Genomic DNA, 22,067 nt, shown 5'->3' on the forward strand with positions numbered 1-22,067 from the left:
CTGACCAAACAGTCTTACAGTATGTCCGAACTGGGGAAGTATTCGGAAGTGCGTTGCCTTGATTAGGCTCAGTGGGCTAGTCAAACACGTAAGATTTGGCTCTTACAAGCCCCGTCCCTCTTTAGGGCGGGGTTATTGACATCTTGTCCATATTTTGTACTAAATTTTAGTACCGTTTATTCTCTAAAAACTCTTCTAAGTAGGATTTTTTGTTTAAATGCACTAAAAAATATTTATTAAATCCGTATTTATACGATAATTGATAAAAAAATAGGCTTTTAAATTACACAATTTTACTGAAGTAAACATTAAAACGTAAAAGCTATATTCTGGTTATTGTAATTTGGAATGACATTCTTAAGTTATCGATAAAACAATAAATTTTTTCTTTATCTTAGAAAATAGCATTATTTTTGAGTATTAATTTACACACAAATTACATTTTTTACTTAGACATAAAATCTAAATAAAGTCAAATAAGCTACAGCTTGTCAAAAATTTCATCTTGGCATCTATTACTCAATTGAAGCTAGACAAAAAAGTTTTCAATCACCCATCAGGGACTACTGCCATCAAAACAAACATAAAAATATTTTTGGAAGGAGTCAGTAGACTTTCATGGCAACATTTTCAGCATTTCCAGATCCAGGGGGTAGCAGAAGTACTGCTTTAGACACAAGATCAGCATCCTATATTGGTGGTTCCCTTAGTACTACTCCTAACACCTTTCAAAACTCAGTTAGCAGTTCTGATATTAGCGATTATTATAAATTCCAGGTCAGTAGTTCCAGTCTTGTCAGTTTGGATTTAGATGGCTTGACTGGTGATGCTTCTTTGCAACTATATCCTGAAACGGGTTCAGTTCTGCAAACAGCAGATTCTAGTGGTACTACATCAGAATTAATCACTCGCACCCTAGATCCCGGTATTTACTACGTTCGTGTTGCTTCAGTCAGTGGTGCTAGCACTAATTACGACCTTACCCTTGTAACTTACTCAATTCAAGAAAGTGGTAACTCAGATAACGCACTAGCAACAGCATTGAATATTGGCACTCTCACCAGCTACACTACTACTGATTTCGTTGGTAATAGAGGTGTTGTCACCGACACCAATGACTACTACCAATTTAACGTAGCCAATAGTGGGACGTTCAATTTAACTTTGAATGGTCTGGTAGGTAATGGCAACGTTGAACTTTACAACAATTCTGGCACAGTAATTGCAAGTTCCACTCAAGCAGATACTAATTCAGAGTCAATTAGCAGAGTTCTGACAAGCGGTACATATTACGTACGGGTTTTTCCTAGTGGTTCTGGTGCTGCCACAAACTATAATTTGGATCTTTCCTTTAGCGCCGACCCCCCAGACAACGCAGGAAATACACTAGGAACCGCGAACAATATTGACCCTTTCACTTCTCCAACAATCTCAGATTTTGTTAACAGTGCTGACCCTAACGACTATTATCGCTTTGATTTAACGTCAAATACCCTTATTAACTTCACATTAACACCTACAACAGCAAATGCCGATGTCCAACTGCTAAATAGTAGTGGTGGGATTATAAGTAGTTCTACGCAAACAGGCACTACACCTGACTCTATCAACCGTAGCTTAAATGCAGGTACTTACTATATCCGAGTATTTCCTATTTCCGGTGCAGCAACCAACTACAATCTTAGTGTTTCCGCTACCGCGATTGGGACTGACATTGCTCCTAACACACTGAATACAGCTAATAACATCGGTAATTTGAATGGCTCGCAAAATTACAGTGATTTTGTTGGCAATATTGACACCGTTGATTACTACAAGTTCACTCTGACGTATAACGGTGACTTCAGCCTTAACCTCAGTGGTCTAACTGGCAATGCCGATGTAGAGTTGCTTTACAACAATGGAAGTTTAGTCCAAAGTTCTACTCAAGCAGGTAATTCTGATGAAAATATCAACACCACACTAGCAGCAGGTACTTACTATATCAAGATTAACTCTATTGGTTCTGCCAACACTTTTTATAATCTGAGTTTGTTCGCTGAGTATCAAGCCCAGATACTGCAAATTTCTCCAGGTGGCGGTAGTTCTGATCCTGATAATCTCACAGTACTAAATGGTACGTTGTATTTTACTGCTAATGATGGTACTAACGGCGTTCAATTGTGGAAGAGTGATGGAGTAACCAATACTCGTCTTACCACCATTAATAGTAGCAATTTTAATCCAGATAATCTCACAGCTTTTGGTAACAAGCTGGTCTTCACCGCCAATAATGGCACGAATGGTACAGAACTGTGGATGTACGATGGTACCACAGCCCAGATTCTCACAGACATTAATGTCGGTTCTGGTAGCTCTGCTCCAAGTAATCTTACAGTTGTTGGCAACAATCTCTTCTTTACTGCTAATGATGGCATTCATGGTAGAGAACTATGGGTGTACAACGGCAATACTGTTAGCCTAGTCAAAGATATTTACTCTGGTGCTAGCAGTTCCAACGCGTCCAGTCTGGTTGGTTTTAACAACAAGCTCTATTTTGCAGCTAATAACGGAGTGAATGGTACTGAACTGTGGTCAAGTGATGGTACGACTACTAGTCTGGTAACGGATATCTATGCAGGTGCGTTTAGCTCATCACCTACCGAACTCACTGTTGCTGGTAGCCGCCTCTACTTCACTGCTGATAATGGTACTAATGGGGTTGAGCTATGGATGAATGATGGCACTACAACTAGTAGGCTCACAAACCTGGATAGCGTTTTTGGTCCAACCTATCTCACCGCAGTTGGCAATACTCTGTTCTTCGTCACCGATAGTGATGGCGACTTTGAACAGGAACTGTGGAAAAGCGATGGTATTGTAACTGTCCCGATGAACGCCAATCTGGCAGAAGCGCCCAATATTGGTTTTGGTCCAATCTACCTGACAGCCATTGATGATTCTTTATTAGCCTTCACTACTTATGATCCTAATATTGGCTTTGAATTATGGCTAACCGATGGCAACCAATTCTTTGTGAATGATATTTGGTCTGGTACAGACAGCAGCATTCCTGATAGTTTCGTTTTGTTTGGCGATACCCTGTATTTTGCCGCTTCAGAATCTACAAATGGCAGGGAATTGTGGAAGCTTGACAGCCCAGTTTCAGTTCCAAGCAGAGTTAGTGATATTAATCCCGGAGTCGGTGATGCTAACCCTGCCAACTTAACTGTGGTTGGTAACAAGTTATTCTTCACCGCCAATGACGGAACAAACGGAACCGAATTGTGGGTGATGACAGAGGAGGTGATGTCTATAACCTAAAGAGAAAGTAATTGAGTGAACTTGAAAGATTACAGATTCGTTTGCACAGGAGTTATCGAATCAGAAAATCTTTGCTGAAAGGGTGACTATCAAACCTCAGAACTGTATCTACTTTGCCAGGAAATCGTTGTACAAATTTGCAATTTACAAACTTAACACTACATCCTATTTGAGGAGTGATTTTTAATTATGAAGAACAAAATTCTTGCTTTTGCTGCTGTTGGTACTGCTGTTGTAGGTGGTTCTCTGTTTTCTGCGCCTGCTCAAGCGCAGCTATCTACTAGCCAACCTGTGACTGTAAACGTGAGTGTGCCAGAAATCCTTTATTTGCGGACTTTTAACAATGTCAACTTGGCTGTTACTGAGGCTGAATTAGCTGGTGGTACAGCAGTAACTGCGAGTGGAGTTAATATTGCTCCTGATTACTCTACTACTGGTACTCCTGCTGGTACAACAGACGGTACTACCACTATTGATCAAATTAGTCCATTTACTGGTGCTACAGCTGGTATCACTAAAACTGTAAACGAACTGTTTGCAATTTGGTCTAACAATCCTAATGGTGTAAATGTCAATTTGAGTACCACTGTTACTCTCACTGGTGTAAATAACTCAGACACTATAACAGCCAATCTTACTAAGACAAGCGCTGATCCAACTTCTACAGTGGGCTTAAGCACTCCCTATGTTGGAGGTGTAGACATAGATTTACCGGATATTTCTAACACATCAGCAGACGACTACACCGGAACAATCACTGTAACAGCTTCAACTCTGTAAATACAGAATTTGTGGTGCAGGCGTCTTGCCTGCTGTATATCTCAAGCAAGATGCCAACCACAAGCAGCTATAGATGGGACATCTACCCATCTTAACTAGACTTGTAAAAAATTTAGCTAAATGATCAGCACTCACAAATTTAGCCATAATCGTCATCTACAACGTTGCCTGGGTATATTAGTAACACTTTTAACTTTGTCACAATCCCAGGCATGGGCAGAACCGTCGGTGGTTTTGCCAGAACCAACACAAATCTATGAGTTAGCGACTCCCCAACAACTGACTATTCCTCCACAGCAGTTAGGGGAAGTTTTACCTGCTTCTGAAAGTGAAACAGTTAGCAATGAGCAAGACTTACTAGCTCCTCCCCCAATTAACACAGTTGTCACCCGTGAGTTTCCTGGAATGTGGCAAATGCGGGTTCCTATAGATGAAGTTGATTCTCTTTATGCAACTTATGAACTCAAGGCTGTGAATGGACAAAGTGATGGCTTCAGTAGTAGCGATCGCACTAATCAAAATATGCGAACTCATGTGGAAGCATTACCAATTGTAGAGGTATCACGTGATGAAACTACTAATACAGCTGTAGTAGAAGGGGGTGTACGTTTGCAATTTGACCTGTCAACTGCCGCAGTCGCAGGGGAATACGGTGGTGTATTAACAGTGACAGTGAATAGACAAGAGAAGTAGGTATGTTATGCCTACCTACAACTGGTGTGTGAAGGAGTGAAAAATTAAATACTGATGCTTAGAAAGTCTACAACTATAGCCTTAAGTTTAATCGGGGCGTTAACTCTGGGAATACCAAGCGCCACAGCAGTCATCAATATTGGTGTCAGCCCACCTCGATTTGAACTAAAAATTAATCGTAAATCTACTACGCAATCAATTCGTGTGGTTAATCTTTCTTCCAAGCCAGTGGAACTCAAAGCTTATGTCCGTTCTTGGAAGATGAGTGAAGACAATAAGTTAGTGGAAATTCCTTCTACAGAAGAATCATTAGCACAGTGGATTATCTTCACTCCCTCTCAATTTACAATCCCACCTCGCGGCGCTCAGACTGTACGTTTTAGCATTCGCCCCAGAGTACAGCCAAAGCCCGGTGAACATCGGGCTGTGATGTTTTTAGAAGAGATCCCTCCTACTCAGGGAAAAACAAAAGGTGTACGCACAGTGGGACGGTTAGCTGTTGCTATTTACGGTTATGTGGGAGACATTAAAAAAGTAGGTGCTATTAATTCCATCAGGGTAAATACTGAATTGAAAGCACCGACAGCAGTATTTGATATTTCTAACACAGGTAATGGTCACATACGCCTAAAGGGTCAATATGCTATTTGGCAAGCTGATAAATATCCTGGCGCAGAAGTGACAAAACCTATAGACGAATTGGAGAAACCAGGGAAAAAAATCCCCGCTCAGATAATACATGCAGGAATCTTACCAATCTCACCTATCCTGCCTGATCATCGTAGTCGCATTTCACTGCCCATTTCCAAAAAATTACCTCCTGGTAAATACGTCTTGGATCTTAACGGCGAATTAAATGGTATAAAAATTGACCAAGGCATTCCTTTCACTATTCCAGTCCAGACTACTAGCAAAAAATCACAAACTCAGACTGTGAATTCTGGTAATCTAAAAACTCCCCTTCAGAGCAGATAGTTTGTGCTGTTCTCAAAGTAGAAATTCTCTGAATAAATCTGCATTCATTAATGCTCTCATATTGTCTTAGCGAATAGAATTCGCAGCTATATAAACAAAGTCTGCTTGGGCGGACTTGAGTAAATTTCAATTTATTTACTACCTCAAAACTATGTAGGTAGTGAATATTTGCTTGCTTAAATTCTCAGTCTACTGTAATTCTTGTGCTTGAGTATGCTTTATCCCCCAGCTTTGCCACCTGCACCACCGATTATATCAATTGCTATACAGTCAGATCAGGCTGTTACTCAACTGTTTCTAGAAAAGGAAAAACCATCTTTTTCTAAACAATCACAATTGATTGCAGAAGTCGTTGCAGAAAATAGTGGTAAAACAACAACTGCAAAAGCACAAACTTTAAATTCATCATTAAAACACAAAGAAACTGATTATCTTAATCATCAGATTAAGTTATCAACTCAACACGATGAGACATTAGCAGATATATTGACATTTTATCAGGATTTAATGCCGGAATTTTCTCCCATTCAAACTAATTTGATATCAACTTCGTCAGCAGATATTAATTTAGAATTTAGAGAAAATAAATCTTCTAGTAATCAATTAATTGCTAATCTCCCAGCAAATTCAAAAGCTCATACTCAAACAGCTTCTAATGTCTCTGATGGCACGCAAAAATTAAGCAATTATAACAACACCAAAAAATCTACTAATGAGATTAACAAAGCAGAAGAGCCAAATCTTGTTTCTCAGCCTGTTAATCATGATTCAAATAATCTTGCCCAAAATATCAAATCTTTAAGTGGTAGTTTTTTGGTTGGTGTAATTATCAACCAACGTGAAGTTGGGAACTTAGAAATTCGCTTAGATGGAGATGCTATTTTAATTCCACTAGAAGAATTTGCAGAAATTGCTGATTTTCAAATCGTTAAGCTAAATGGTATTCTACAATTAAAAACTCCTTTAGGTTCAGTAGATATAGCTGAAACCAACCTGAAAAAAATCAATAATGTCACATATATAAATGATACTTTTCTCAAAGACAAATTATTAACTCAAGTTGAGTTTAAAGCTTCAGATTTAGCTTTAATAGTTGATTTACCTTGGCGGCGGAGTAGCAGTGAATCTGGACAAGCTACCCCTGAATTAAAACCAGAAGTACGACCTCCTAGCAGCGCACTTTCTAATTTGAGGCAGGAGCTTTACCTTTATAGAAACTCAGGAGATACAAACCTGCGTAGTTCTACTCTTTTAGGAGGAAGGTTAGCAGGAGGAACATGGCGAGTTCGTCTGAATAATACTTTCGAGAATCAACCAGATGTTGCTGAATACTTTTTCTATAAACGTAATGGTCAATTTCGCTATCAAGTAGGTAGACAGCAGATTGGATTGCATCCCCTATTAAATGGTATGAATTTGACTGGAGCGCAAATAGGTTTTTCCAATTTGCCATCTGAATCATTTTATCAAAGTAACAGCGCTGCCGAGCTTTTACCTAGACGTTCTCGACCTAGACAAACATTTGAAGGTGAAGTATCTCCTGCAAGTTTTGTACAGCTAAGAATCGCTGGAGTTATCGTCGCCCAACAGCAGGTAGGACTGAATGGAATATATGAATTTGTTGATGTCAATATACCAGTTGGCAATACTAATGAAATAGAACTGTTAGTTTACGATCGCAACAATCTTAGCGTACCAATCGAGATTCGTTCTTTAAGACTAAATTCTTCGGATTTATTACTACCTGCTGGTGGAAATGTTCAGCTAGCTGGATTGGGATTAACCGGGAATGTCATCCAAGATTCTATATTCAATGGTTTCAATGGTGATGCTGGTAAACCAGTTGGATTTTATCAATTCCGTCAAGGATTCTCTGAGAATTTCACATTTGAAGGGGCCGTTCAGGCTATTCCTGATACCTTGCAAGCACAAGCAGGTTTTGTTTGGCGGCTAGCAAATCCGGCTATTCTGGCTACTAGTATTGGGACATCCGGTGGTGAATTAGGTTACACAGCAGATTTAGATGTAGATTTCGGTCAGTTAGAAATTCTCGGTAATTCTCAGTTGTTTCCCAATGGATATAACTCCACTAACCAATCGCGCGATCGCTACAACCATAGTCTAGATATTAATTATCGTTTCAGCAATACATTCAATTTAGGAATTCTTGCCCGCAGTCGCCAAAACGAAAATGATTCGGCTACATACATTCTACCAACTTTTTCAATAATTCCTTTTTCTGGCTTATCGCTGAGGGGTAGACCTGATTTTGCAGGACGATATTTATTTAGTGCTTTCTATCAACCAACTTCTGCAAGCAGACTATCTTTTAATACTTATGGTGACATATACACTTCAGATTTTACATACAAACTGAATCGAGAATATCAATTATCTTTGGGTGGAGAATTTGGAGGCGATTTAGCATCTCGCTACACAGCAGCTGTTGGCTATAGTTCCTCTAGACTTGGTGGTTTAAGCTGGAGGTTAGGACTTGCTTACAGCGAAGGTGAAGTGGGGCCAATAGCCGGTGCAAGTATGCAAGTGCTTCCAGGTTTATTGGCTAGAGTTGATTACCAAGCTATTCCTTCAAGAACTACAAATCAGATTGGTGGTATTGGAGACGAACGATTGACAGTTTCTCTAGTATCAGATTTATCTTTTGCTGAAGGCAAAATTACCCCCGCGAAGTATTCTGGATTAGGACGAGAACGAGGTGCAATAGCAGGACGAATCGTAGTCGAAGGAAAAAATAAACACTTTGACTTAGATGGAGCCGTTATCCAGGTAGTTAATAGTCGTAATCAGAGAATTGGTGCAGTCAAAACAGACTCCTATGGCAATTTCTTTGTTGGTAATTTACCAGAAGGTATGTACGTAGTTGAAATAGATCCAGATAAATTACCTGTAGAACTTTCTACTATCAAAACCAGTATAGTGGCAGAAGTAGGAGCATCTGCTGTGACTCGTTTAGATTTCCCTGTGAGAGAAGAATATGGTGTAGCTGGAAAGATCACCGATGCAGCAGATCAACCAATCTCAGAAGTACAAGTAGAACTTATCAATGCTGATGGTAAACGCGTTGCATCTGGGGTAACAGATGAGTTTGGTCTTTATCGCTTTGATAATGTTCCTGTTGGTAAGTACACAATCCAGGTTCTTTCACAAGATGCTACGGCAGCAAGCGATAATCTACCCAAGCGAGTAGTGCAAATTAAAGATGACTTTGCTTATGATCAAAATTTACAACTACCTATCTCAGCAGCAATTAATAAAAAATAAGTAGGCTGGTACAATAAAGTTTACTCGTTAGGATTGTCATTGATTCAGTGGTAAGAGTGTCAATCGGTTAAGAATCTGCATATAACTAGACTATTACAACACTAACAAACTACATTAATTCAATTAATGCTGTTGAATTAGCAGTGTAATTTGTTGCAATAAGCAAGCTATATTTCTCTACCAATCTTTCAGTCTTTGACATAGATCTCCGACTTTTTAGAAAAGTTGGGGTTCTTGTTTTTTAAAACAGGCGATCGCATTCAAATTAGTTGTCAGTTATCAAGCTATTAATCATATGCTGGAGGAATTGTTTCTCAAGTGATATAACTAATAACTATTAATCTGGCCAGTCTCAGCAATTCCAACTGGAACCCATGAAAGTACAGCAATACTTAACCTACCAATATCAAGTCGGGGGTAGTTTACCTGCTAATTCTCCCACCTATGTGATGCGGCAAGCAGATCAAGATTTGTACGCAGCACTGAAAAGGGGAGAATTTTGTTATGTTTTAAACTCGCGACAGATGGGTAAATCGAGTTTGCGAGTGAGAACGATACAGAGGTTGCAAGAAGAAGGAATTGCTTGTGCTGCTGTTGATATGACTGCAATTGGAACTTGGGATATTACCCCAGAACAATGGTATGCAGGGGTAATTGATAGCTTGATAGGAAGTTTCAATTTATATCACAATTTTGATTTAGAAACTTGGTGGAATGAGCATCATTTGTTGTCGCCTGTGAAGCGATTCAGCAAGTTTATTGAAGATGTTTTATTAGTAAAAATTACTGAACAGATAGTAATTTTTGTTGATGAAATTGATAGTGTTCTCAGTTTGAGTTTTCCGATTGAGGATTTTTTTGCTGTGATTCGTAATTGTTACAATCAGCGTGCTGATCAATCAGTATATAATCGTTTGAATTTTGTATTAATTGGTGTAGCTACTCCTAGTGATTTGATTGCAGATAAAAAGCGCACACCGTTTAATATTGGTAGGGCGATTGAATTACAAGGATTTAAGTTAGAGGAAGTTGATTCGCTGACGCAAGGATTTGTAGGAAAAGTTACTAATCCCCAAGCTATGATGCAAGAGATATTGGCTTGGACTGGTGGACAGCCGTTTTTGACGCAGAAGTTGTGTGAAATTATCTTGCGGGAGTTGGAAGAAAATAGACCTAACCTGTTCCTTAGTAGGGAAGGAGGGGAATTTTTTAACTTTCTTGATGGGAGAGAGTTCGGAGGAGATATTTTCCCTGCTGGGAGTAGCAAAGGGGATTGGGTAGAAGCTGTTGTCAAATCTCGAATCCTGGAAAATTGGGAATTTCGCGATGAACCAGAACATTTGCGGACAATTCGCGATCGCATCCTGAAAAATCATCAAAAAGCGTGCAGATATTTATATTTATATCAGGAAATTTTGCAGCACGGGGAATTAGCATGTGACAATAGCCAGGAACAGATGGAATTACGACTGACGGGGTTAGTTGTTGAATGTGAGGGCAAGTTAAAAGTATACAACCGGATTTACGAGTCTGTTTTTAATCAAAACTGGGTAGCAAAAGCCTTAACAGATTTACGCCCCTACGCAGAAATATTAGAATCTTGGGCTATTACTAATCAAGAAGCAGAGAAACAAGCGAAGCAGATTTTAGAGTCAGCGCAACAGAAAGCCAAACGCCAAACTTACATTGGGGCTGGTATTTTAGGAGTATCCCTACTAGGGGCTTTAGTGGTAGCAGTAGGAACAGAACAAGCTAGACAAAGGGCTTTTACTGCAATTCAAGTAGAACGCAATGGTAACTATGCTTTGGAAAGATTTAAGCAAAACCAAATTGATGGTTTATTAATGGCGATGTCAGCAGGACAAACCCTCAAACGCTTAGTTAACCAAAATAACCAAAACCATTCTATAGTTGATTACCCTGCTTTTAGTCCCATCCTCAGCATTCAAGATATTTTGGCGCAGATTCAACAGAAAAATTCCTTTGAAGATTCTAGCCGTCCTACAAGTGTGGTATTTAGCCCAGATGGCAAAACAATGGCTTCTGGCAGTGATCATACAATCAAACTTTGGGATATTAACACAGGTCAAGTGAGCAAAACTTTGACTGGGAATGAAAGTACACTCAAAAGCGTTGCATTTAGCCCGGATGGTAAAATAATTGCTTCTGGCGGTGATGACAAAACAATCAAACTTTGGGATGTCACTACAGGTAAAGTCATCAAAACCCTATCCAGTCAAAATAATTCGATTTATGAAATAAAGTTTAGTCCTGATGGCAAAATACTTGCTTCCCGTAGCAATAACAACATTATCCAACTTTGGGATGTCACCACTGGTAAAGTTATTAAAAATCTCTCCGAGCATACGGATTTAGTTAATAGTATTGTATTCAGCCCGGATGGCAAAATACTTGCTTCTGCTAGTTCTGACAATACAATCAAACTTTGGGATGTGGCGACTGGTAAAGCGATCAAAACTTTAACTGGACATGCTGATACAGTTAATAGCGTAGCATTTAGTCCCGATGGCAATATGATTGCTTCTGGAAGTGATGACAAAACAATCAAACTTTGGGATGTCGCCACTGGTAAAGCTAAAACCTTGATAGGAAACAACAGTTCGGTTACTAGCGTCGCATTTAGCCCAGATAGCAATCTGATTGTTTCTGGTAATTACGAAAATACAATTAAAATTTGGGATGTCACGACTGCCAAAGCTACCTACACTTTACATGGGCATGAGGGTAGTGTCAAAAGTGTAGCATTTAGCGCCGATGGTAATCTGATTGCTTCTAGTGGTGACGACAACAAAATTAAACTTTGGGACTTTAGCAAGAATCAAGATATTAAAACTTTAAATGGGCATGAATCTCAGATCAATACCATCGGATTTAGCCCGGATGGTAAAATTATTGCTTCTGGTAGTGTTGACAACACAATCAAACTCTGGGATACCAATACTGGTAAAACTGTTAATAGCCTTGTAGAACATAGCGCTGCGATTACAAGTATTGCATTTAGTCCAGATGGCAAAACACTTGCTTCTGGTAGTGCTGACAAGACGATTAAACTCTGGGATTTGATTACTGGTAAAGCCATCAAAACTTTAAGTGGGGATGATTTATATATCAGTAGTGTTGGATTTAGCCCGGATGGGAAAATACTTGCTTTTGGAAGTTATGACGGTAAGATTAAACTCTGGGATATTGCAGCTAGCAAAGAAATTTTAACTTTATTTGATCACAGTGGTGCGATCGCAACGATCAAATTCAGCCCAGACGGTAAAATCCTTGCTTCTGGAAGTACTGACAAAACAATCAAACTTTGGCATGTCCCCACTGGTAAAGTCATCAAAACTCTCATCTATGGAAGTTCAGTTACAAGCATTGCATTTAGCCCGGATAGTAAAATACTTGTTGCTGGAAGTGATGACAAAACAATCAAACTCTGGGATGTCGCCAGTGAAAAAGTTATTAAAACTTTAACCGGACATAGTGATATTGTCAAAAGTGTAGTGTTTAGTCCAGATGGCAAAGTTGTAGCTTCTGGTAGCAATGACAATACAATTAAACTTTGGAATGTCGCCACTCGTAAAGAAATTCGCACCCTCACAGGACATACTTCTGCTGTCACCAGCCTTGCATTTAGCAGTGATGGTAAAGTCCTTGCTTCTGGGAGTGCTGATGAAACAGTCAAACTTTGGCGTTTAAATATAGATGATGTCCTCTCGCGGGGTTGCAGTACGTTAAAATCATATTTAATTTCCCATCCAGATACTTTAGAAAAACTCAAAGTTTGCCAAAATCAATCTCTGTTTTTAGCAGCAGCACCAGCTTTAGTTAACCAAGGTGAAAACTTAGCAACAGCAGGTAAATATCAAGAGGCTGTAGCTAAGTTTAAAAAAGCGAAAAAATGGGACTCTAAGTTAGATATTAATCCCGATGTGAAAGCAGCATCGGCTTTTGTAACTCAAGGTATTGAACTAGCAATTCAGGGTGATTTTTCTGGTACGTTCAAAAAATTTAGACAAGCGCAGAAACTTGATCCCAAAATTGATCTTAATCCATATACTGATGGTGTACAAGATAACGCTGAATTCGTTGCCAAACAGTTAGCAGCAGAAGGTTTAATTAATCAACAAAATTTAATTCCCAAAGCTGAAGAGTATTTAAAACAGGGTGATTTGACAAAAGCCATAGCGACATACACAGAAATTGAAAAGTTACAGCCATCTAAACAAACCTTAGCTAATTCTTGGAATAATCTCTGCTGGGAAGGTAGCTTGCGTGGTTACGCTAAAGATGTGATGTTTGCTTGTGAAAAAGCCGTGTCTCTTCTGCCTGATGATGGTAATATCCGTGATAGTCGTGGTTTAGCAAGGGCGTTAACTGGTGACACCAAAGGCGCAATTGAAGATTTTCAAGTATATATCCAATGGGTTGATAATCCTGGGGGGAAAGCAAAACGCGAAAGTTGGGTGAAAGATTTAAGTGCAGGTAAGAACCCGTTGACACCAGAAGTGTTGCAGAAGTTGCAGAGTGAGTAGAGAGCGTGGAAGGGGGACATGGGGATTTGTGTGGAAGAATTGTAGAGAATTGCTAGGATTATACAATTTTAGGACTTACGCAAAATCATGAAAAAACGAACCACAAAGGACACAAAGGACACGAAGAAATAAGAGTTTGGGAGAGTTATTGCGTAAGTCCTAAATTTGTACTGTCTGAGTATTAATTTCTGTAATATTGGTCAGTCTAATATCATTTGTAAATAATCTTGCGTTTAAAGATTGTGCGGTTGCAGCAATGATTGCATCAACTCCATTCATCCCTTATTTGCTGTTGATACTCTAGGGGATCTTGAGTTAATTTAATTACTCCTGCATACTTATTTAAATCAAAATTTGCCTGTTGTTGTGATTCATAGGCTTTTAATATTTGCTCAATTCTTTGCCAGTCTTGATAGTCAATGAGAACTGCTACTGGACGCATTGCTTCATCAGTCACTATTTTTTTGTGAACAGGTAGCATAAGTGCTTGCTTTGCATAATATATTTAATCTTCTTATCTTAGCTTTTTCAATCACTACTCGTAAGATGCGTTAAGCGCTAAACCTTATGTTTTTCATGTGATTCGCACTCTCACTTCACAACAAGCGATCGCACAATTTGCCAAGAGCATCCTTTAGACACAGGAGTGTCAAAGAAGCGTTATCTTAAAAATTGGTAGCAGGCGTCATAATATTAAGTGCTGAATTCAGTATCCACTGACAAAAAATAGAGGTTAAAAGGTTCTTTTTGATGAAAGGCATAAAGTTGCAATTTTTACCAAATATTATTCTGAAGTGGCGACGCTTTTTGTCCTTAGTTTTGCTGCTTGTGTGCCTATTGTCTCTAAGTATGCCACCAGCGTTTGCAGAACTTAAAGATGACAGATATGACGGTAATATATTCGTGGTTTATGCTGGGAATGGTTCATTGGTTCCGCCTAGAGCTACACTAGCATCAGCGTTAAATGCACATAAACCAGCATTATTGGTCTTCTATGTTGATGACAGCCGTGATTGCAAAGAATATGCGATCGTTGTCTCACGTTTACAAGCATTTTATGGTGGAGTCACAGAAATTATTCCCGTCGATGTCGATTCGATTATACCCACGCAAACCTACAATTCCACAGAGCCGGGTTATTATTACTCTGGCGCTGTTCCCCAAGTTGCCGTGTTTGATAAATCGGGTCAGATTGTCTTAAATAAGACTGGTCAAGTACCATACGAAGAAGTAGACGATCAACTAAGACTAGTGTTTGGTTTGTTACCACGTTCTGAATCAGTGGAATTAAAACGCCATTCCTTTAATGAGTTAAATAGTGAATTAACAGAAGAATAATTATTGCGGGCAGACTAAATTTGTCTGCCTCAAATTTTAGTACAACTTGATACTGCATTTTCCATCAACGCCAGAGAAAATATCCAAATAAGGGTAGAAACTCAAAGAAAATGACGAATGACCAATGACTAATGAAATGCTTTATGACGTCAAAGGTTTATACTACAGAGGATCTCATCAAAATTTTGGCAGCCGAACGCCAAGCTTGCTTGAAAGGCGATCGCCTCAAATTAGAGGTAGATATTTCTGGTAATCCTGTAATTGACCAATTTATCAGAACTGATGGGCTGCAAAAGTTCAGCGCCTATCAAGATTTTAAAGCTGCTATCCATGAATACCAAAAAGAATATCTCGTTTCTGGGATTATTTGGCGTGAGGTGGCTGTTAAAGGTAAAAGCTTGCGTTATCCCGAAGTAGATTCTCAGTTAATTGCTTTATCTGGCGACTTAAATATATTAAAAGTGGCAAGAAATTCTATCTTGGAATTTTGGAACCAAGTCACTGTAGAAATGGATTTATATTTAAGTGTTAAGAATGGTAAGCAATATCAACAAATAATTAAAGCTGATGTTGATCGAATTGCCCAAAGAACAGAATGGGCAAGTATATGTTGTTTTGAAAAATCTAACTTCTTAGAAATAATTTTGCAGTTGGGATGGGGTCAACCACAAGAAGCATGTTATAAACGAGGTTTTCCGACATCAGGTAGTGAGTTTATTCATGCTGTCAACCCTGGTAATCATCCAATTGCTTAATCTTTTGATATATCCAGATCCCCGACTTCTTTAAGAAGTCGGGGATCTTGTTGTTCGCGAATGATTTAGGAATGCTATATCTACTATCTACTATCTACTATCTACTATATTAAGCACTTCGGTTATTTGCTGATTAATATTTTTCACATCAAAACGCTGACTTGCTGTAGTCTGGGAATAACTGGCAATCATCGCAGTTTTTTCTGGCTCCTGTAAACAGGTAGTAACTATCTGTGCAAGTTCTTGGGGTTTTCCTGGTGTAAATAAAAAGCCATTAATACCATCTTCTACTAATTCGACTGCACCACCAGCTTTTGCTGCTACGACTGGTTTTCCGCATAGCATAGCCTCGACAATTACTCTACCAAAGGGTTCGGCAGCAGTGGAAGTATGTGCTACCAAGTCACAAGCTGACATTAGTTGGGGAATATCGGAACGAAATCCTAAAAATTTAACTCGATTTTCTAGCCCTAATGTAGCAATTTGTTGGTGTAATTTTTGGACATATTCTTGTTCCCCAAACAATGCATCTCCAACTAAAACTGCTGTTACTTCTTCAGGACATTGTATAAGTGCTTCAATTAATATATGTTGTCCTTTCCAAGGTGCAAGACGACTAAAGTGTCCGATGACAAATTTACCTTCTAGCCCTAGTTGTTGTCTGGTTTGATGAATTATAGATGCATCTATTTGATAGTTTTTGGGATCAAAGCCGTTGTAGATAACTGTGGTAATTTCTGTACGTCCTCCCGCTTCTATAAATGCTGTTTTACTAGCTTGAGAATTAGCAATTACTAATGATGCCCGATTGGCAGCTGTTACGGCAATACGGCGGTTAGTTTGACTAAAATGTTCTGGTGAAAGAATGTCATGTAAATGATAAACCAAAGGACGCCCACTTAAAAAACTGGCGATCGCTCCCACAACTAATGCTTTTTGAGTATTGGCGTAAATTAAATCATATTCACGGGCTGTTTGCACAACTTTAGCCAGTAAAGGTATGAGTTGTCCTAGACTTGCTAATCCTTGTGCAAAGGAACTTTCTTTGCGAACTTGGATGGTCTGAGTAGTCAGAACTTCAACTGGAATCTGATTTTTTTCTAGTAAAGTTCTAAAATCACCATCAGCAAATAAACCAACTAAACAATGATCTCGATAAGGTTTAGCAATGTCTATCAAACACAGTTCTGCACCACCTGGTTTACCACTTTGATCTAAAAATAAAACTTTCATATTTTACCTTTTTACATTTTCTAGATGAAACCTCTTGCATTGATGTCATGAGTGCAAAAAGTGGGAGGTGGGATGCATGTTAAATGAATTTAATTGCTAACAGCTACTTAAAATAATCGTCAGGCCAATATTACTGTCCTAACATCTTGCGCTATTTTATACCAATCAAAATTAGCAGTAACATACTGGCGACAGTCTTCTCTGGAAGGAGTTGGTATTTTTCCTAATAGCACTTGTTCTAATTTTTCTGCAATTGCTGAAACTTCTATACCAGAAGTAATTAATTGTGGTGAAAATTGTTCTAAAATTTCTGGCATTCCACCTACTGGAGTACACACAACGGGAGTACCACAGGCTAGGGATTCTACTACTGCTAACCCAAATCCTTCAAAACACTGACTAGGCATTACACTAACATCAGCAGCTTGATAAGCTATAGGCAAATCCTCATCAGGTAGAAATCCTAGAAATTTCACATGTTCGTTGAGTCCTAATTCGGTTGCTTGTTGTTGTAGTGCTGCTTGGATTGGGCCGCGACCGGCGATCGCTAACCAAAAATCTGGTAATCTTGGTTTAATGATTGCCAGGGCTTGCAGTAATTTGTCGATTCCAACTCGACGCACTAAGCGGCGACTACTAAAAATAATCGCCCTGTCTTGTGGCCAGCCAAGTTTGGCGCGAGCCTCAGCACGTAATAAATTAGACTTAAATTGCTCAGTATTTACCCCACCAGGAATAATGTAAATTTTTTCCCAAGGGATTTGATACTGTTTGTGCAATATTTGACCAAAGGCTTTACTCAAAACAATAAAGCGATCGCACTGATCATAAGTTCTTTTTTCGATCAGCTGCTGCTTAAAAAAAACACTTAATTGTTGGTGAACTACCTCTTGCTTACTTTCCGACGCCCAAGGACCATGAAAGTTAAAAGTAATTGGTACTCCCTTGGGTAACAAATCTAATATCGGAAAGCTATACAAAGCAAAATGCAAATTAATTGCATCTGGTTTTCCCATTCTGGTTTTCTGGAAATTTTGGCGAATTGACCATAACCGTTTCCAAATCGGGCTATCTGGTGAAGCCAAATTAGTTAACTTCATCGGTACACTAAGTTGGGTATCCGGTAGACCTACTCCACATAGTTCAATCTGGTCTTGATTTTCTGCAAGTTTTTGAGTCAGGTCATACATATATCTCTCTAGTCCTCCGGGTGTTGTAGGAAACCAACCCACTCCCACGCAAAGAATATATGCTGACGATGTATTGTTTGTTTTCTTACCTATCACGTCGATATCCTCAACCATTAACTACTTGTGTTTGTATTTACTTTTACCAGCTTTTGAGCCACCTTATTTGAAAATAACAAGAAACTGATGGCTGTGGTGTTTCTATTTTTCGATGAAACACATCAATTAACACTTTGTTGTCATTCCTTGGATGATTTAAGTCAAACACTTTTAGATTTGAGATTTGAGATTTTTGATTGACTACACAGTCCTTCCCCCTAACCCCCATTTGGGGGAATGGGTAGGGGGAGAGGCTTGTACCTTGGAATTATTAGTTAAAATATTCTAACTATTAAACATTAAAATCTCTAAAGTGAATTACTTAAAGTTATAGAGTTTTTGATGACACTTTTAAGGTAGAAAATTTAGACCATTTTAGAAAGAGACATAATTTAAATGTATACAAATTATCCTCTTTGGTTACAAATATTTGAGCCTCGCCAAGTGAGTATCTAATACTTACAGAGAAGCCAGTGGAGGTTTTAAAACTCCTACATGGATTGCGATCGCAAATATAATTCTTATGAGAAATTATGAACTAAAATTAAAAAAATAATGTGGTTTTTGTAAATTTTTCATGAAATTAGCCATATTTACGGAAAATTTGGTTACTTTTATTGATGAATATTGCATTAATGACAAAAAAATGATTATTTTTAACCAAATAGTTGTGTTGTATTAACTAAAAATATAGTAGTGATATTTCAGTATAATTAATAACGTTAATATTGAGGATAATTTATTAAAAAATAAAAATCAAAATATAATTAATTACATAGCAATCATCCAAGAATAATGGTATTTACGTAAAAATATACTATGAAAAATAAATTTAAACGACAAATTAGTCAGCTATATTACCAACAACTAAGCAAAATAAAAGATTTAATTCGTAACCTCAATAACTTAATAATAAGAGGTAATTTCCGAACTCAAAGGAGATTAAAGTTCTTATTTAGTTTCATTGCTGGATTGATCACTGTGACTCTAATTGCCATTTATTTGACTGGAAGAATGACATCTGGAACAAATATTGGCACAGCACCACCTACAATCAAAATCTACACATTACCTGAAAAAAGTACTTATACACCTTCTACAACAAACATATACACACCACCAGCAACAGAGAATTACACATTACCCGCAACAGATACTTTCACACCATCCGCTACAAATTCTTACACAGTATCTGCGGTAAATAGTTATAAAACATCTTGGATAGGTAACTCATTTGGTGATGGTAAGAAATGGGTACAAATCCAAGTAAGTGATATGTATGTGGCTCCTGACGGTACAGTCTACACCAATACAGATTGGGATGAAGCCGGAAGAGAAGTAGGTATTTACAAAAATGGAGACGTCATTGGTAAAGCTGATGACTTGCATGGCTGGGGAAGAATGGGAGGAGATGCGATCGCAGTTGATCAAAAGTATATGTATGTAGCAATGCAGCAATCTCCCGAAGGAAAAGCAGGAGAAGATTACCCCCCCAAAGGTACAGATTGGTTTTGCATCAGACGCTATAACTTATCTGGAAAACCAGCACCTTTTCCTCAAGGGCGTGGCTGGGATAAAAGCATGTTAATAGTTAGTACCAAAGATAAAGTCACAGGATTAGCAACTGATGGAAAAGTGTTGTATGCAAGTGACAAAGCAGCCAATTTGGTTCATGTCTACAACACCGCTACGATGAAAAAAATACGTAGCTTTAAAGTAAGTAATCCTAGCAAAATAGCTCTTGACAAAAAAGGAAATCTCTGGATTATTCGAGGTAAAAATCAAATTGGGTATTATTCACCAACAGGGAAGCAATTACCTGGTGCGATCGCCGATGTTGCTCAACCAAGTGCGATCGCAGTCGATAATAAAAACAGGTTGTTAGTTGCAGACAACGGCCCGCGTCAGCAGGTATTAATCTATGACATAGCCAATAAACCTAAACAAGTAGGCACTTTTGGGACTCAAGGCGGTATTTATTCAGGGAAACGTGGCGAAATCGGAGATTTGAAATTTTACGGTTTGAGTGGAGTTGGTACAGATGCAAGCGGAAATATCTATGTTAGTAACGTTGGTTTCAATCGTTCCGGTGTAGACTTACGTAAACTCTCCCCATCCGGCAAATTACAGTGGCAATTGCTGGGTTTACAATTTTTAGATACTGCTGATGCTGATGTCGGTACTGATGGCGCCAACGTCTTCACCAAAGACGAACATTTTATCATGGACTACAGCAAAGGTAGTGGTAAAGAATGGCAATACAAAGGCTATACCTTAGATCGATTCCGCTACCCTAATGATGCCAGACTACACACCACACCCACAGCGGCTTTTGTCCGACGTTTGCAGGGAAAACGTTTGTTATATCTCTCTTCAGAAATGATGTCAGAACGCTTATTAATGTATCGTTTTGATGGAGAAATTGCCGTTCCCTGCGGTATATTTGGCAAAGGCAAAGAAGACTGGCTAGCCAACGAACCGACAAATAGTAGTTGGATATGGATTGATGCAAACGGCGACGGTTCACCTCAAGCCAACGAATATCAAGCCACGGGTGAAAAAGATAATTCTGTTTGGGGTTGGGAAATAGATAGTAAAGGAGATGTTTGGCAAGCAGCAGAAGACGGCTACATCAAACATTACCGCTTTGGTGGATTAAATGCCCATGGTTGTCCTGTTTACAGTACCAAAACTGTGCAAAAGATACCAATGCCCCAACCATTTAAAACTATTACCAGAATCAAATATTTTCCCGAACAGGATGCAATGTATTTAAGCGGTTATACAAGCGATCGCCCCAACATTGATGGTGATTGGGGATTGGTTGGCACAGAAATCATCCGCTACGATAATTGGAGTAAAGCCAAAAAAATAGGCTGGCGCATAGCATTACCATACGAAGTCAAACGCGATCCCAAATTGCACATCAAAGCCATGGATGTAGTAGGGAACCGAGTATTTGCTGCCAGCAGTAAAACCCCAGACGTATTTGTCTATGACGCCAGCACAGGAAAACAAGTACAACAGTTGAAACCAGGCGCTGAAGTTGGTAATGAAGTTGGCTGGGTTGACATACCCTTTGGGATTCGGGCTTTTCGTCGTTCCAATGGTGAGTATTTAGTTTTTGTAGAAGAAAATTCTAAAGCCAAGGTGATTATGTATCGCCTACCAGGATAGTGAATAGCTGACTGAAAAGTAACCGCTGGCTTGAGAGATCACTAGCTGTTCAAATGACGTAGTTAGGTTCTCTTAGAAGCTGTCTCAGTACGGATTGCAGCAGATTTAAGCGGCTTTTCCTCCCCCGCAGCGAGTTCCGTCTTTGCTTGGGCGATGATATCCTCCCACGTTTCGCGAACTGGTGCGATCGCTCCCTTGCTCTTTTCATAGAGGAGAATTCCACCTTTGATGATTGCCTTAGCTAAAGGTTTACCAATTACTGGAAACAGAACAGGCAAAAGGACGAAGGCAGCAATACCAGGAATACCAAGGTCTTCAACTATTTCTGGAATGTCAGGTAAAAGTTTAAGTGCCATAGGTTTTCACCTCCTATATCCTTATACTTCCAGTCTATCTCCTTGCTCATGATATATACTTTCCGCTTCACTAGAGCGTTGGTTAATTCATTCAAATGCTAGTATTAAAAAATACAATAGATATGCTCGATATGCTAAGTGATTGAACCAAGTAAAGGCATCATTTTCAGTTGAAAATTGCTGTAAAATGCGATCGCTCGTGTTGACACTCCCTGGGCTAAAGCCACAGGGATTCTTGGTTCAACGAGTCCACTTAGATTAGACCCCTTGCGGTATCTAACCCAGAGGTGGTTCTCTCCACGCCAGGTGCTACAACGGGGGGAACCCCCGCAACGCACTGGC

At 39.0% G+C, this 22,067-nt stretch carries 13 protein-coding genes and 1 pseudogene; 9 read left to right on the forward strand and 5 right to left on the reverse strand.

Going from position 1 to position 22,067, the window contains the following annotated elements; translation table 11 throughout:
• Positions 1-618: 618 nt before the first annotated feature.
• The 6 genes from ACE1AT_RS29365 (at position 619) to ACE1AT_RS29390 (ending at position 13,580) form a co-directional block, all read left to right on the forward strand.
• On the forward strand, positions 619-3,303 hold the full coding sequence (locus tag ACE1AT_RS29365) for an ELWxxDGT repeat protein (RefSeq protein ID WP_374874674.1): 2,685 nt from the start codon (positions 619-621) through the stop codon (positions 3,301-3,303).
• A gap of 189 nt (positions 3,304-3,492) precedes the next feature.
• Complete coding sequence (locus ACE1AT_RS29370) at positions 3,493-4,083, forward strand: hypothetical protein (protein WP_374874675.1); 591 nt, start codon at positions 3,493-3,495, stop codon at positions 4,081-4,083.
• A 120-nt stretch (positions 4,084-4,203) separates the two neighbouring features.
• Complete coding sequence (locus ACE1AT_RS29375; RefSeq protein WP_374874676.1) at positions 4,204-4,776, forward strand: hypothetical protein; 573 nt, start codon at positions 4,204-4,206, stop codon at positions 4,774-4,776.
• A gap of 54 nt (positions 4,777-4,830) precedes the next feature.
• Positions 4,831-5,751 carry a molecular chaperone gene (locus ACE1AT_RS29380; protein WP_374874677.1) on the forward strand — a complete coding sequence of 307 codons (921 nt, stop codon included), beginning with the start codon at positions 4,831-4,833 and terminating at the stop codon, positions 5,749-5,751.
• A gap of 213 nt (positions 5,752-5,964) precedes the next feature.
• Positions 5,965-9,033, forward strand: a complete 3,069-nt coding sequence (locus ACE1AT_RS29385; RefSeq protein ID WP_374874678.1) for a carboxypeptidase regulatory-like domain-containing protein — start codon at positions 5,965-5,967, stop codon at positions 9,031-9,033.
• A 374-nt stretch (positions 9,034-9,407) separates the two neighbouring features.
• Positions 9,408-13,580, forward strand: a complete 4,173-nt coding sequence (locus ACE1AT_RS29390; RefSeq protein ID WP_374874679.1) for an AAA-like domain-containing protein — start codon at positions 9,408-9,410, stop codon at positions 13,578-13,580.
• A 265-nt stretch (positions 13,581-13,845) separates the two neighbouring features.
• Here the strand turns inward: ACE1AT_RS29390 and ACE1AT_RS29395 are convergent, their stop codons facing one another.
• Complete coding sequence (locus tag ACE1AT_RS29395) at positions 13,846-14,061, reverse strand: hypothetical protein (protein WP_374874680.1); 216 nt, start codon at positions 14,059-14,061, stop codon at positions 13,846-13,848.
• A 269-nt stretch (positions 14,062-14,330) separates the two neighbouring features.
• Between ACE1AT_RS29395 and ACE1AT_RS29400 the strand changes: the two genes are divergently transcribed.
• Together ACE1AT_RS29400 and ACE1AT_RS29405 are read left to right on the forward strand one after the other, a co-directional pair.
• Entirely contained in the window at positions 14,331-14,918 is a 588-nt protein-coding gene (locus ACE1AT_RS29400) for a thylakoid membrane photosystem I accumulation factor (RefSeq protein WP_374874681.1), read from the forward strand.
• Between the two features lie 143 nt (positions 14,919-15,061).
• Positions 15,062-15,673, forward strand: coding sequence for a hypothetical protein (locus ACE1AT_RS29405; protein ID WP_374874682.1), 612 nt, complete (start codon positions 15,062-15,064; stop codon positions 15,671-15,673).
• A 90-nt stretch (positions 15,674-15,763) separates the two neighbouring features.
• Here the strand turns inward: ACE1AT_RS29405 and ACE1AT_RS29410 are convergent, their stop codons facing one another.
• Positions 15,764-16,906 (reverse strand): glycosyltransferase family 4 protein, encoded by a 1,143-nt coding sequence (locus tag ACE1AT_RS29410; protein WP_374874683.1) that lies wholly within the window; start codon positions 16,904-16,906, stop codon positions 15,764-15,766.
• 119 nt (positions 16,907-17,025) lie between these two features.
• Positions 17,026-18,210, reverse strand: a complete 1,185-nt coding sequence (locus ACE1AT_RS29415; protein WP_374874684.1) for a glycosyltransferase family 4 protein — start codon at positions 18,208-18,210, stop codon at positions 17,026-17,028.
• 801 nt (positions 18,211-19,011) lie between these two features.
• Between ACE1AT_RS29415 and ACE1AT_RS29420 the strand changes: the two genes are divergently transcribed.
• Positions 19,012-21,369, forward strand: coding sequence for a hypothetical protein (locus ACE1AT_RS29420; RefSeq protein WP_374874685.1), 2,358 nt, complete (start codon positions 19,012-19,014; stop codon positions 21,367-21,369).
• 62 nt (positions 21,370-21,431) lie between these two features.
• Here ACE1AT_RS29420 and ACE1AT_RS29425 read toward each other — a convergent pair whose 3' ends face one another.
• Positions 21,432-21,725, reverse strand: coding sequence for a DUF5132 domain-containing protein (locus ACE1AT_RS29425; RefSeq protein WP_374874686.1), 294 nt, complete (start codon positions 21,723-21,725; stop codon positions 21,432-21,434).
• Between the two features lie 134 nt (positions 21,726-21,859).
• Positions 21,860-22,067 (reverse strand): annotated as a pseudogene (locus ACE1AT_RS29430) (hypothetical protein); the annotation flags it as partial.

This window comes from Pelatocladus sp. BLCC-F211 (assembly GCF_041928655.1).
GTDB lineage: Bacteria > Cyanobacteriota > Cyanobacteriia > Cyanobacteriales > Nostocaceae > Pelatocladus.